At 70.6% G+C, this 12577-nt stretch carries 11 protein-coding genes; 7 read left to right on the top strand and 4 right to left on the bottom strand.

What is annotated here, in order from left to right; translation table 11 throughout:
- Positions 1-18: 18 nt before the first annotated feature.
- Positions 19-495, bottom strand: a complete 477-nt coding sequence (locus J2W78_RS09100; RefSeq protein ID WP_253369913.1) for a response regulator — start codon at positions 493-495, stop codon at positions 19-21.
- A gap of 134 nt (positions 496-629) precedes the next feature.
- Entirely contained in the window at positions 630-1730 is a 1101-nt protein-coding gene (locus tag J2W78_RS09095) for a histidine kinase dimerization/phosphoacceptor domain -containing protein (protein WP_253369911.1), read from the bottom strand.
- A 410-nt stretch (positions 1731-2140) separates the two neighbouring features.
- Between J2W78_RS09095 and J2W78_RS09090 the strand changes: the two genes are divergently transcribed.
- A complete protein-coding gene (locus J2W78_RS09090) occupies positions 2141-3577 on the top strand; it encodes an AmpG family muropeptide MFS transporter (RefSeq protein WP_253369909.1) in 1437 nt (478 codons plus the stop codon).
- Complete coding sequence (locus tag J2W78_RS09085; protein ID WP_253369907.1) at positions 3574-4500, top strand: EcsC family protein; 927 nt, start codon at positions 3574-3576, stop codon at positions 4498-4500. The genes J2W78_RS09090 and J2W78_RS09085 overlap by 4 nt, the downstream gene beginning before the upstream one ends.
- Before the next feature lie 9 nt (positions 4501-4509).
- Here the strand turns inward: J2W78_RS09085 and J2W78_RS09080 are convergent, their stop codons facing one another.
- Positions 4510-5718: a hypothetical protein gene (locus J2W78_RS09080; protein ID WP_253369905.1), complete on the bottom strand. Its 1209-nt coding sequence runs from the start codon at positions 5716-5718 to the stop codon at positions 4510-4512.
- A gap of 79 nt (positions 5719-5797) precedes the next feature.
- Here J2W78_RS09080 and J2W78_RS09075 point away from each other — a divergent pair, with 79 nt between their 5' ends.
- The 5 genes from J2W78_RS09075 (at position 5798) to J2W78_RS09055 (ending at position 11379) form a co-directional block, all read left to right on the top strand.
- Complete coding sequence (locus tag J2W78_RS09075) at positions 5798-6403, top strand: NnrU family protein (protein WP_253369903.1); 606 nt, start codon at positions 5798-5800, stop codon at positions 6401-6403.
- Between the two features lie 97 nt (positions 6404-6500).
- Positions 6501-7211: a tetratricopeptide repeat protein gene (locus J2W78_RS09070; protein WP_253369901.1), complete on the top strand. Its 711-nt coding sequence runs from the start codon at positions 6501-6503 to the stop codon at positions 7209-7211.
- 86 nt (positions 7212-7297) lie between these two features.
- Positions 7298-8638, top strand: a complete 1341-nt coding sequence (der, locus tag J2W78_RS09065) for a ribosome biogenesis GTPase Der (protein ID WP_253369899.1) — start codon at positions 7298-7300, stop codon at positions 8636-8638.
- A 166-nt stretch (positions 8639-8804) separates the two neighbouring features.
- Positions 8805-10310 carry a DUF2235 domain-containing protein gene (locus J2W78_RS09060; RefSeq protein ID WP_253369898.1) on the top strand — a complete coding sequence of 502 codons (1506 nt, stop codon included), beginning with the start codon at positions 8805-8807 and terminating at the stop codon, positions 10308-10310.
- A 166-nt stretch (positions 10311-10476) separates the two neighbouring features.
- Complete coding sequence (locus J2W78_RS09055) at positions 10477-11379, top strand: sulfite exporter TauE/SafE family protein (RefSeq protein ID WP_253369896.1); 903 nt, start codon at positions 10477-10479, stop codon at positions 11377-11379.
- 6 nt (positions 11380-11385) lie between these two features.
- Here the strand turns inward: J2W78_RS09055 and J2W78_RS09050 are convergent, their stop codons facing one another.
- Positions 11386-12510: a carboxylate-amine ligase gene (locus J2W78_RS09050; protein WP_253369894.1), complete on the bottom strand. Its 1125-nt coding sequence runs from the start codon at positions 12508-12510 to the stop codon at positions 11386-11388.
- Positions 12511-12577 lie beyond the last annotated feature (67 nt).

Below are 12577 nucleotides of genomic sequence, written 5' to 3'. Positions count from 1 at the left end.
CGGGCTGGCGCGCGGACGTCAGGGCTGCCCGCCGGTCCGATCCCCGCCGCCCGGTTCCGGAGCGAGGTGGAAGCCGTCGAGGGTCTCGGCGGAGGGCGGGTGGCCGGCACGGCGCTGGGCGACGTAGTCGAGGGCGCCGGCCACGGCACGCTCGGAGTAAGGCTTGGCGATGACCCCGAGCGCGCCCGCGAAATCCGGCGGGATCCGCTTGGCGTTGGCGGTCATGAACACCACGGTGACCCGCGGGTCTTGGCTCAGCTGGCGCGCCACCTCCACCCCGGTCGGCCCGTCGATGAGGTGGATGTCCACGAGCGCCACGTCGGGCTGGGCGGTGCGGCCGAGGGCGATGGCGTCCGCCGAGCAGCCCGCCACGCCGACGCTGACATGGCCGAGGTCTTCCAGCAGGCATTCCAGTTCGAGGGCGATCAGCACCTCGTCCTCGACGACGAGGATGCGCAAGGGCGCCTCTCTCGGCACCTCCCTCACCTCGGGCATCGCGGTTCTCCCGACGTCGTTCGATCCCCCCGCCCCGAATGGATCCGCCGGATTTGCGCAAGAGGGAACGGGCGCGGCCCGTCGCGGGACCGGTTTCCGGTGGAAACGGGCCGGAATGCGGGGGCGCATGTCCGTCACAATGCGTCGGTCCCGACGAGCGGGATCGTGATCGTGATCCGCGTGCCGGGCCCGGCATCCGACCATTCGAGGGTGCCACGCAACTGGCGCACCACCATCTCGACCAGGGTGCGGCCGAAGCCGGCGGGATTGGGTGGCGCCGAGGCCATGCCGATGCCGTCGTCTTGAATGACGAGGCGCATCCCCGTCTCGCAACGGTGTGCCTCGATGGCGACCCGGCCGCGGCGCGCCTCCGGGAAGGCGTGGAGCAGGGCGTTCGTCGTCAATTCGTGGATCAGCAGCGCCAGCGGTGCGGCCATGGCGGCGGAGAGCGCCAGCGCCTCGATCTCGGTCTCGATCCGGGTGCGGTCCCCGTCGAGTCCGGCGGCGAGGTCGGCGATCAGGTCGTCGGTGAATTCCCTGAAGTCGAAGCGGGAGACGTCGCCCTCCGAGTACAGCATCCGGTGGGCGGTGGAGAGGGCGCCGATCCGGTCGGCCATGGCCTGGAGCGCGTCGCGGGCATCGCCCACGGGCGTGCGGCGAGCCTTCAGCAGCATCAGCGAGGAGATGACCTGGAGGTTGTTCTTGACCCGGTGATCGACCTCGTGGAGCAGCGCGGTCTTCTGTTCGAGCGCCGAGCGCAGGTCGGCGGTGCGCTCGCTCACCTCGCGCTCCAGCGCGTCGTTGGCGTCGCGCATCGCCAGTTCCAGGCGGTGCTTGTCGGTCATGTCGGCCTGGGCCGAGAAGAAGAACAGAACCTTGCCCGCCTCGTTGCAGACGGGGTTGATCGTCATGCCGTTCCAGAACGCCGTGCCGTCCTTGCGGTAGTTGAGCAACTCGCCCTCGAACGGCCTGCCGGCGGCGAGCGCCGCCCGCAGCGTCTCCAGCACCGCCGCATCGGTGCGCGGACCTTGCAGCATACGGCAATTGTGGCCGTAGAGTTCCTCGCGGTCATAGCCGGTGAGCGCCAGAAAGGCGCCGTTGGCCCAGACGACCGGGTTGTCCCCCCGCCGCGGATCGGTGACGACCATCGGTGTCGGGCTGGCCTCGAAGGCTGCCGCGAAGACCTCCACCGTCACGCCCGAGGGTAGGCTCGCTCCTTTGGGAAAACCCGTCATCTCTACGCCAACACAAGCCTGCCGATTTCGAGCGCGGCACGCGAACCGGAGTCACCCGACGCGTTGCGACGCGTCCGGCTCCGCGACTCCAACGAGCCCGCCCCTCCCCCGTTCCGTGCGGCGAAGCACGGAGCACCCCGGCGGCTCGCTATCGTGCGGACGCCGGCCATTACGGTTCCGTCAACCATGCTTGCCCCATAAAGGAACGCAGGATTCCGAAGCTGCGCTCCGCCCGCAAGGGAGGCGACGGGAGCCGGCGGGCGCAAGGCCGCCATGTTTTCCGCGGAGTCGTATCAAAGATGCGCGAGCGAACGATGCGCGCGTCGGGGCGACCGGCCGTCCGCGGCATCTCAAGGTCCCATGAAACCCCGCCTCCGCCTCCGGGCGAAGGCTCCAGGGAGTTCCACGCGATGGCGGCGCAAGCAGCGACCCCCGAAACGCCCGCGAAGACGAAGCCGCGCAAGCTGCGCCTGCGCGACATCACCGAGGACAAGCGCGTCGCGCAGATGCTGGCGCTCGGCTTCTCCTCCGGCCTGCCGCTCCTGCTCGTGCTCGGCACCTTCACCCTGCGGCTCGCCGATTCCGGCATCGACATCAAGACGATCGGTCTGTTCAGCTACGTCGCGCTGCCCTACTCGCTGAAGTTCCTCTGGGCGCCCTCGATCGACCGGGTCGACGTGCCGTTCCTGGCCCCGCGCCTCGGCCGCAAGCGCGCCTGGATGATCGTGACGCAGATCGCCACCGCCCTGGCGCTGGTGCTGATGGCCTTCGCCGACCCGAAGGACCATCTCGCGCTCATCGGCCTCGGCGCCTTCCTCGTCGCCTTCTGCGCCGCCACCCAGGACGTGGTGATCGACGGCTGGCGCATCGAGGCGGCGGGCACCGACCTGCAGGGCATCATGGCCGCCACCTCGAACCTCGGCTACCGGTTCGGGTTGATCCTGGCCGGCGCCGGCGCGCTCTACGTCGCGGCCTATGGCGGCTGGACGCTCGCCTATCTCTGCATGGCCGCGCTGATGGGCGTCGGCCTGATCGCGGCGCTCCTCGCCACGCCCTACGACCGGCCGCGCGAGGCGGCGACGGGCAAGCGCGACCTGCCGGCCGCCGTGCGCCGCGCCGTGCTGGAGCCGCTGACGGAACTCCACGCCCGGATGGGCAACGCCCTGTTCGCGGTGCTGGCGCTGGTCGCGCTCTACCGGATGCCGGACTTCGTTTCCGGGGTGATGGCCAACCCGCTCTACATCACGCTCGGCTACGGCAAGGCGGAGATCGCCACCATCGTCAAGCTGTTCGGCATCTGGGTCGGCATCGCCGGGGGCTTTGCGGGCGGCTGGTCGATCGCCCGGCTCGGCATGTTCCCGACCCTGGTGATCGGCGCCTTCATCGCCGCCGCCTCGCACCTGTCGCTGGCGTGGCTGGCGCTCGGCGATCCAGAGCAATGGCGCCTCGCCATCGCGGTCTCGATCGAGAGCCTGTGCGGTTCCTTCGCCGGCATCGCGCTCATCGCCTACATGTCGAGCCTGACCACGCCGGGCTTTGCCGCCACGCAATACGCCCTGTTCTCCTCGCTCTACGCCCTGCCGGGCAAGCTGGTCGCCGGCACCTCCGGCTTCGTGGTAGCGGCCTACGGCTTCCCGACCTTCTTCGCCATGACCGCGGCGGTCGGCATCCCCGTCGTCGCCCTCTGCTTTGCCGTCGGCCGTATCCCGCAGCGCACGGCGCCCGCGGAAAGCCCGGCCGAGGCCGTACCCGAAGCGGTGCCGGGGAACCCAACCGCCCCCGTCGGTCTTGCTTCAGCCGAAGCGGGCCCCGAGATCCCGCCCAAAGTCGCGAGGGCGCAGACGTGAACGACCTTGCCGTTGCCGGAGAAACCCTCCCGGTCCCGATCGACCCGCCGACCGGACGGCCCCTGTCGGAGGAGGACCGCGCCGTCCTGCGGCGCGCGGTGGCCGTGCTGGAGAAGCCGGGGCTGGCCTCCCGGCTCTCGGCCGCGGCGGGTGCGCCCCTCGACATGATCGGCCGCGCGCTGCCGGCGCCCATCACCGAGACGGTGGCCAGCGCCACGGAGGGCGCGATGCGCACGGCCCTGCGGGTCGCGCTCGCGACCCTGCCGGACAAGGCTGTCAAACCCGCCGGCACGGCGCTGGAGCGCATCGAGACCGAGGCCGGCGGGCGCCTGAGCCGTTTGCTCGGGTCGAGCGACACCCGCCACAAGGCGCTCGCTGCGGTAACGGGCGCCGTCGGCGGCGTGCTCGGCCTCGCGACGCTGGCGGTCGAGCTGCCGGTCTCCACGACGCTCATGCTGCGCTCCATCGCCGAGATCGCCCGGGAAGAGGGCGAGGATCTGAGCGATCCCGAGAGCGCACTCGCCTGCGTGCAGGTCTTCGCCCTCGGCGGACGGGCCGGCGCCGAGACGACGGTCGCCGACAGCGGCTATTTCGCGGTGCGCGCGGCCCTGGCCAAGACCATGTCGGAAGCCGCCCGCTACGCCGCCCACCGCTCGCTACTCGATGCCGGCGCGCCGCCGCTGGTGCGGCTCACCGCGCAGATCGCCGCCCGGTTCGGCCTCGTCGTCTCGCAGAAGGTCGCGGCTCAGGCCGTACCGGTGATCGGGGCGCTCGGCGGGGCGGCCGTCAACGCCGCCTTCATGGACCACTTCCAGTCCATGGCCCGCGCCCACTTCACCGTGCGCCGGCTGGAACGGGCCTACGGCCGGGACGCGGTGCACGCGGCCTATCTCGAGGAGAAGGCGGCGCTCGGCCTCGGCTGAGGCGGGCGCTCACGGCCACACCTTGATCGACACCGGCCGCCGCACGAGGTCGCGGTCGGAGGTGATGGTGCAGCCCTCCGTACGAAGCGTTGCGAAGGTGAGAAGCGCGCCTTCGCCGACATCGTCGAAGTTGCGGCCCTTGGCACCCGGATCGAGCAGGGACGGGTAGGCGATCAGCCGCCCTTTGGCCCGGCACGGATCGTCGTAGAGCGTGGCGCCCGCCAGCAGCAGCCGCGGCACGTCCCAGACGAGCAGGTCGCGTGACGTGCTCCAATAGAAGCCCGATTCCGGAAACGCGCCGCCCTTGGCCGCCATGAACACGGCGATCCAGGCCCCGGAGCCGCGGTGGCGCACCACCGCGCCGACGGGGGCGGGGAACGGCCCGACCGGCCGGCAGGTGTCGGCGATCTTGAACGTCTTGCGGTAGGGGTCGGGGAAGGCGGCGGTGAAGCCGGTGCCAGTCCAGGCGCGCCAGCTCGTGGGATCGTCCGGGCGCTCGGTACGGAACAGGCAGACGCCCGCCGCCTGATCGCTGCCCGGTCGGTCCCAGCCCGTGGTCGAGGCGAGGAAGTAGCGGAAACGCCCCTCGCCGAAGATGTTGGACGGGTTGAAGAAGCCCCGGTGCCGGCCCTGCCCCTCCTCCTGTCGGAACGGCGCGCCCGCCACCACCGCGGGCGGCGCCGCGCGGGTGAAGCTGCGTCCGCCGTCGCGGGAGAAGGCCGCGGTGACCGTGTTGTACCAGCACTCCATGTACACCTTGGAGCGGCAGCGGCCCTCATGCTCGTTGGCCTGATACTCGTGGTGGAGCAGGGCGGCGATGTTCGTGCCGTCCTCGGTCCAGGTGGCGGTGATCCACGAGCGGTCGTCGTAGAGCGCCGGGTCCGGCTTCTCGCCGGAATCGAGCACGACGCGGCAATCGATCTTCAGGCTGTCGAGATCGGGGCCGCGCAGGGCCCGGTTGCGGTAGTGCAGGCCGTAGACCGCGATCTGCCCCGAGGCGTCGCGGAAGGCGCGGGCGGGCGCGTCGGGCACGTCGGCGCCGTCGCAGGCGTCGCGTGCGGGCGAGAAGATCGTCCGCTCCGGTCCCGTCAGGGTGAGCGCCGCGAGCGGCGGCTCCGCGGCGGCGGCGGCCGGCGGCACAGGGCCGCACGAGAGCGCGAGCGTCACGGCGAGAAGGCCGGCGAGAGGGCGGGCAAGCGGACGGGACGATCTGGACATCCCGCCGAGATTGCGTTTTGAACCGTTACAGGGAGCTTGTCCGCATCCGCCGGAGCGAGCGCCGTCCACAGGCTGCCCCATGCTGGTTCTGATCCTCGGCCTCGTGCTGTTCCTCGGCACGCACGCCTTCTCCATGGCCCGCGCCCGGCGCGCGGAGGTGATCGGCCGGATCGGCGAGGGGCGGTTCAAGCTCGGCTACACCCTGCTCTCGGTGCTGGGCCTGATCCTGACCGTCTACGGCTACGGGCTCTACCGGGGGGACGGCATGATCCCGGTCTGGTCGCCGCCGCTCTGGACCCGGCATCTCGCGGTACTGCTGACGCTGTTCGCCTTCATCAGCCTCGCTGCGACCTACCTGCCGGGCCACATCCGCACCCGGCTCAAGCATCCGATGCTGCTGGGCGTGAAGATCTGGGCGACCGCCCACCTCCTGGCCAACGGCGATCTCGGCTCGATCCTGCTGTTCGGCTCCTTCCTCGCCTGGGCGGTGGTCGCCCGCATCAGCGCCAAGCGCCGCACGCTCACGGCCGGTCAGGTGGCGCAGCAGCATGGCGGGCAGGCCGCGCCGGCCGGCTGGCGCAACGACGCCATCGCCGTGGTCGTCGGCGTCGTGGCATGGTTCGTGTTCGGCAAGTACCTGCACCCGCTGCTCATCGGCGTCGCCGCTTGGCCGGGACAGGCTTGAAGCCCCCCATTCGCCAAAGCGGGGGCGCTGTGCTAGGCGCCCCGGACAAGACGACGAGCGAGGCGAGCGCGCTCCGCGAGGAGCGCCCGGATTTGTCATGGCCGAGAACAACGAGTTCATCCGCGAGGTCGACGAGGATTACCGCCGCGACCAGATCGCCAACATCTGGAAGCGCTACAACGCGCTGATCATCGCCGGGGCGATCCTCCTCGTGGCCGGCGTCGGCGGCTACAATTACTGGCGCCATGCCGAGCGCACCCGCGCCGAGGCGGCCTCCGAGCAGTTCGATCGGGCCAACCGCCTCGCCAAGGACGGCAAGGCGGAGGAGGCCGACCGCGACTTCGCCGCGATCCAGGCCGACGGGCCGGGGGGCTACGCCCTGCTCGCCCGCTTCCGCCTCGCCGCCGAGGCGACCAAGCGCGATGCGGCCGCCGGGGCGGTGGCCTACGATAAACTCGCTGCCGATTCCGGGGTCAGCGATGCCCTGCGCGACCTCGCTCGCCTGCGCGCGGCGCTGCTGCGCCTCGACGGCACCGATCCGAACCCGGCGCTGACCAGCCTCCAGGGCCTTGCCGCCCCGACCAACGCCTTCCGCCACACCGCCCGCGAGATGCTCGGCCTCACCGCGCTCAAGCGCGGCGAGATCGAGGGCGCCGGCCGCTGGTTCGACCAGATCGGCGCCGACGGCGAGACGCCCCAGGGCCTGCGTCAGCGGGTCGAGATCTACCAGGCGCTGGTCGCCGGTGGCGCCGTCACCGTGACGGAGGCCAAGCCCGAGAATGCCGCGCCGCCGCCGATCACCCGCTGACGGCGCGGCCGGAACCGCCTATCTTCAAACTAGATGTTGCGCGTCGGGCTCCCTTGCCCGCGCGCCTGACGAGACTGTTGTTTCCCATGGATCTGCCGACCGTCGCGATCGTCGGACGCCCGAATGTCGGCAAGTCGACCCTGTTCAACCGGCTGGTCGGGCGCAAGCTCGCCCTGGTGGATGACCGCCCCGGAGTGACCCGCGACCGCCGCGAGGGCGAGGGCTTCATCGGCGACGTCGCCTTCCGCGTCATCGACACCGCCGGCCTCGAAGAAGCGGATGCCGACTCGCTGCTTGGCCGGATGCGGGCCCAGACCGAGGCCGCGATCCTCGAAGCCGACGCGGTGCTGTTCGTGATCGACGCCCGCGCCGGCGTCCTGCCGTCCGACCGGCCCTTCGCCGAACTGGTGCGCCGCTCCGGCTGCCCCGTCATCCTCATCGCCAACAAAGCCGAGGGCGGCGCTGGGATGGCGGGGGCCTACGACGCGTTCTCGCTGGGGCTCGGCGACCCGATCCCGTTCTCCGCCGAGCACGGCGAGGGCCTGGGCTCGCTGCAGGATGCGCTGCGCGAGGTTCTGCCCGAACCCGACGAGGAGGACGAGGACGGGGAGGGCGGCAAGGGCCTGCGCGTCGCCATCGTCGGGCGCCCGAACGCCGGCAAGTCCACCCTCATCAACCGGATGATCGGCGAGGACCGCCTGCTGGTCGGGCCCGAGGCCGGCATCACCCGCGATTCGATCTCCCTCGATTGGGAGTGGCGCGGGCGCCGGATCAAGCTGCACGACACCGCCGGCATGCGCCGCCGGGCCCGCATCGACGACAAGCTGGAAAAGCTCGCGGTCTCGGACGGCCTGCGCGCCGTGCGCTTCGCCGAGGTCGTGGTCGTGCTCCTCGATGCGACGATCCCGTTCGAGAAGCAGGATCTCACCATCGTCGATCTCGTCGAGAGCGAGGGCCGCGCCGTGGTGATCGGCCTCAACAAGTGGGATCTCGTCGCCGACCAGCCGGGGCTGCTCAAGACCCTGCGGGAAGACTGCACCCGCCTGCTGCCGCAGGTGCGTGGCGTCTCGGTGGTGCCGCTGTCGGGGCTCGCGGGCGAGGGGATCGACAAGCTGATGCAGGCGGTGGTCGATGCCTCCGAGGTGTGGAGCCGGCGCGTCTCGACGGCGCGGATCAACGCGTGGCTCACCGAGGCGACGCAGCGCAACCCGCCGCCCGCGGTCTCCGGCCGGCGCATCAAGATCCGCTACGCCACCCAGGTGAAGAGCCGCCCGCCCCACTTCGCCCTGTTCGGCAACCAGCTCGACGCCCTGCCGAAATCCTATACCCGCTACCTCGTCAACGGCCTGCGCGAAGCGTTCGACCTGCCCGGTGCGCCGATCCGGCTGTCCCTGCGCACGACGAAGAACCCGTTCGAGAAGGGCTGAGACGGTTTCCACTTGATCTAAGCGGGGGCCGTATCAGCGAGCCCGCGCTGTACGCGAGCGAGGCGCGAAATCCGGCACCGGCGTTCTACGGCCGGACGAGAAATTATCGTTGCAACTTCAAGCTGTCATCATCAAACTTCGGCCGATGGCGCCGAGGGGTGCAGCGATGACGACAAGACAGCACCGCCGCCTTGTACTGTTCCTGGATGGAACCTGGAACAAGGACGATACGGATCATCCGCCAACCAACATCGTGCGGATGCGCGAGATCTTGAAGATCGGCGTCGATGAGGCGTTGGCTCAAGCGCCTCCGAGACCGTCCGCCACCAGCGGCTCGACCGCCACCGGATCGTTCATCGAGGAGGAAGGCCGGCTCGTCGAATACGTGGTCTATTACGATCGTGGCGTCGGCACCGGAGCTTGGTTCGATCCCATCAGGGGCGGGGTGTTCGGGAGAGGGCTCAGCCGAAACATCCGGCAAGCCTACCGCTTTCTGAGCGAGCACTACGCCGAGGGAGACGAAATTTACATCTTCGGCTTCTCCCGCGGCGCCTTCACTGCCCGCAGCCTCGTGGGCTACCTCTACGCCGCCGGTCTCCTGAAGCCGCGCTTCTGCACCCCGGAGAACGAGCGCCGCGCGTGGCGCCACTACCGCCGCAAGCCGCAGGACCGCTTCTGTGCCGAGTGGTTCGCCCTCGAACCCTACGTCTTCGACCGCACGTCATTTCGCGTCGCTTGCCTCGGCGTCTTCGACACCGTCGGCGCCCTCGGCGTGCCACTCAGCTTTTTTCGCATCGCGAATGCGGAGCGCTACGCGTTCCACAGCACCGAACTTTCCTCCATCGTCGATGTCAGCCTGCACGCCGTGGCCATTGACGAGCGCCGCCGCCCCTTCGAGGCTGCGCTCTGGCAGCGGCCCAAGTTCAAGCGCGACGAGCAGGCCAAGGTCGAGCAGGTCTGGTTTCCCGGTGCCCACGCCGATATCGGCGGCGGCTACGCAGACTGGACCCGTGACAACCCTCTCCGGACGGGCCGTGAGGAACTCGCCCTCGCCTGGATGATCGCCCGCGTGAACGCGTTGACGCCGGGGCTTCACTTCGCCCGCTTCGAGGATCGCGGGCGACGCCCGCTGCGGATCGATCTGCCCGCGGCCATCAAGGCAACGATCCACCGGCCCTGGCGTACCCTCACGCAGTACCGGCGGGCTGCGCGCACCATCAACCAGATCCCGCCGCTCTCCGAGCGTGGCACGAAGCCGGTCGGTGCGATGCCGCATGCCGAGCCGATCTACGAGGCGGTGCATATCGCCGCCCTCGTGCTGCTGGCTCACCCGGACGGCGTCCCGTTCGAGAGGGACACGTGGCTGACGCCGTACCGGCCGGTCAACCTCGTCGCCGCGCTGCCGGCCATCGCCGCAACCTATCGCGTGGCCGATGCCGCGATCTGGCGGATCTGGGAACCTTTCACCCGCCGGCTGCCGGATGGCACCGTCTCCGAGCCGGAACTCTGCGTGGTCGATTGGGATGGCAGGCGCATCCCCCGCAGCTTGGTGGGCGACGATCCCTGCGGCCTCGCTGTGCTGAGGTTGCTGCCGGTGAATCCTGAGATCCTCGGCCTCACCCGCCGGCCGGTTCCGCAAGCGGGCGTGTCGACCGTCATACCGGTCTGCTGACCCCGCACCGCCGGCTTTCGGTCCCGCGCGGGAAGGACATTCCCCCCGCGGGGGAGCGACGGAGAGTTTCGGCCTCGGCGCGCGTTGAACTTGGGAACGCCGCTCCCTTGCTCGCGAGCCCCAAGTCCTTAGCCTGTCGGCTCCTTCTTGCATGGATGGTTTCCCGATGGCCGGATCGTCCTCCGCCGCTGCGCGGCCGGCGAAATTCGTTGAGCCGCGCACGCTTGCCCTGATCGGACTCGCAGGCCTCGTCGTGGCCGCCGCTGCGGCCCTGTTCGTGACGCTCGCCGATGCCGGCACCGTCCAGGCGGTCCGCGACGGCTTGACCAGCCGCGGCTTCTGGACCGCGGCGGCGGTCGGGCTCGCGGCGCAGACCGTCGATGGTGCGCTCGGCATGGCCTACGGCATCACCTCGACCACCTTCCTGCTCTCCACCGGAGTGCCGCCGGCGGCGGCCTCGGCCTCCGTGCATGTGGCCGAGATCTTCACCACTGCCTTTTCCGGCTTCTCGCACTGGCGGCTCGGCAACGTGAACGGCGCGCTGTTCCGGCGCCTGCTGATCCCCGGCGTGATCGGTGCGGTGGCGGGCGCGTACCTCCTCACCTCGGTCGATGGCGAGACCATCAAGCCGTTCGTCTCGGTCTACCTGCTTGGGATGGGGCTCTACGTCCTATCGAAGGCGTTCCGCACCCTGAAGACGCGCCGCGAGCCGCCGCGGGCCGTGGTGCCGCTGGCGCTCGGCGGCGGTTTCGTCGATGCGATCGGCGGCGGCGGGTGGGGGCCGGTGGTCACGACCACGCTGGTCGGCGGCGGCCAGGATCCGCGCACCACGATCGGCTCGGTCAACGCGGCGGAGTTCTTCGTCGCGGTGGCGAGCGGGTTGTCCTTCACCCTGCTCGGCGGGCTGACCCACTGGACCACCATCGCCGGCCTCGTCGTCGGCGGGCTGTTCGCAGCACCCATCGCCGCCGGGCTGGTGCGGGTGATCCCGGCGCGGGTGCTGATGGTCGTGGTGGGCCTGCTGATCGCGGGTCTCAGCCTCGTGGGCCTCACCGGTCTGTTCAGTTGATCGTCCTCACCCCGCCCGCGTCGTCTCGGCGAGCCAATCCACCACCGCGTCGAGGGCTTGGCGGTTGCTGGTGTCGCCGCCGCGGGTGCCCTCGAACGCGGCGATCTGCCGGTCGGCGCTGGTGCCCTCGCGCAGGATGCGGCGGGCGTCGGCCACCTCTTCGGTGCAGCCCAGCGCCTCGGCATCCTCCGCGATCAGCGAGAGCAGCGTGTCGAGGGCAGCCTCGAAAGGGAACGCCTGCTCGGAGGCCTCGTCGATCAGCTCGGCCTCGATCCCACTGCGCTGGGCCCGCCACAGGTTCTCCGCCGCGATCGCCCGCGAGACGCCGGTGAGCCCGGCATTGATGTCGGGCCGGCGCTCGACCAGCCGCACGAGGCAGCGGAACAGGGCCGCCACGACGATGGCGTCGGAAAGCCGGGTGCAGGAATCGGCGATGCGCAGTTCGAGCGTCGGGAACTTGATCGAGGGGCGTAAGGACCACCACAGGAAGCTCGCGTCCTGGATCGAGCCGGCCTGTGTCATGATGCGCACGTAGCGCTCATACGCCGCCGCATCGCCCATCAGGTCGGGCAGGCCGGTGCGCGGCAACTCGCCGAAGGCGCTGAGGCGGTAGGCGGACAATCCCGTCGGCTTGCCCTGCCAGAACGGCGAGGAGGCCGACAGCGCGAACAGCAGCGGCTGGAACGGCAGCAGCCGGTCCATCAGCGCGACGCGCCGGTCGGGGTCGGCGACCTCGACATGGACGTGCATGCCGCAGATCAGGCTGCGCCGCCCGGCCAAGCCCACATCGCGCAGGATGCCGCGGTAGCGGTCGCCCTTGGTCGGCAATTGCCGAGCCCAGTCGGCGATGGGGTGAGTGCCGGCGGCGAATACGAGGAGCCCATGCTCGCGGCCCAGATCCGCCAAGGCCTGCCGCTGCTCCAACAGCGCGGCGTGGGCCGCCGGGAACGACGTGGAGGGCGGCGTGCAGACCTCGACCTGGCATTGCAGCAGTTCCCGCCCGATCTCCGGCAGCCGCTCCCCGGCCGCCTGATGGAACGGCTTGACCGATCGGCGCGGCGTGCCGCGGGTCTCGGCATCGGCGAGGAAATACTCTTCCTCGATCCCGAACCGGTAGGGGTGGGCGCTCATGCCGTGCTGACTCCGACGACCGGCTGACGCGCTCTCGCCGGAGGGGCGGCCGGTCCGGCCCGAGAGG

Source organism: Methylorubrum extorquens, assembly GCF_024169925.1.
GTDB lineage: Bacteria > Pseudomonadota > Alphaproteobacteria > Rhizobiales > Beijerinckiaceae > Methylobacterium > Methylobacterium extorquens_A.
Note: the sequence above shows the minus strand (reverse complement) of the source record. Positions and strands in the feature narration are given on the sequence as shown.

What these genes read in the sequence shown, in the direction of transcription:
- J2W78_RS09060 (WP_253369898.1), top strand. Translation starts at nt 8,805, where the DNA reads ATGACGACAAGACAGCACCGCCGCCTTGTACTGTTCCTGGATGGAACC.
- J2W78_RS09100 (WP_253369913.1), bottom strand. Translation starts at nt 495, where the DNA reads ATGCCCGAGGTGAGGGAGGTGCCGAGAGAGGCGCCCTTGCGCATCCTC.
- J2W78_RS09095 (WP_253369911.1), bottom strand. Translation starts at nt 1,730, where the DNA reads ATGACGGGTTTTCCCAAAGGAGCGAGCCTACCCTCGGGCGTGACGGTG.
- J2W78_RS09070 (WP_253369901.1), top strand. Translation starts at nt 6,501, where the DNA reads ATGGCCGAGAACAACGAGTTCATCCGCGAGGTCGACGAGGATTACCGC.
- J2W78_RS09090 (WP_253369909.1), top strand. Translation starts at nt 2,141, where the DNA reads ATGGCGGCGCAAGCAGCGACCCCCGAAACGCCCGCGAAGACGAAGCCG.
- J2W78_RS09075 (WP_253369903.1), top strand. Translation starts at nt 5,798, where the DNA reads ATGCTGGTTCTGATCCTCGGCCTCGTGCTGTTCCTCGGCACGCACGCC.
- der (WP_253369899.1), top strand. Translation starts at nt 7,298, where the DNA reads ATGGATCTGCCGACCGTCGCGATCGTCGGACGCCCGAATGTCGGCAAG.
- J2W78_RS09055 (WP_253369896.1), top strand. Translation starts at nt 10,477, where the DNA reads ATGGCCGGATCGTCCTCCGCCGCTGCGCGGCCGGCGAAATTCGTTGAG.
- J2W78_RS09080 (WP_253369905.1), bottom strand. Translation starts at nt 5,718, where the DNA reads ATGTCCAGATCGTCCCGTCCGCTTGCCCGCCCTCTCGCCGGCCTTCTC.
- J2W78_RS09050 (WP_253369894.1), bottom strand. Translation starts at nt 12,510, where the DNA reads ATGAGCGCCCACCCCTACCGGTTCGGGATCGAGGAAGAGTATTTCCTC.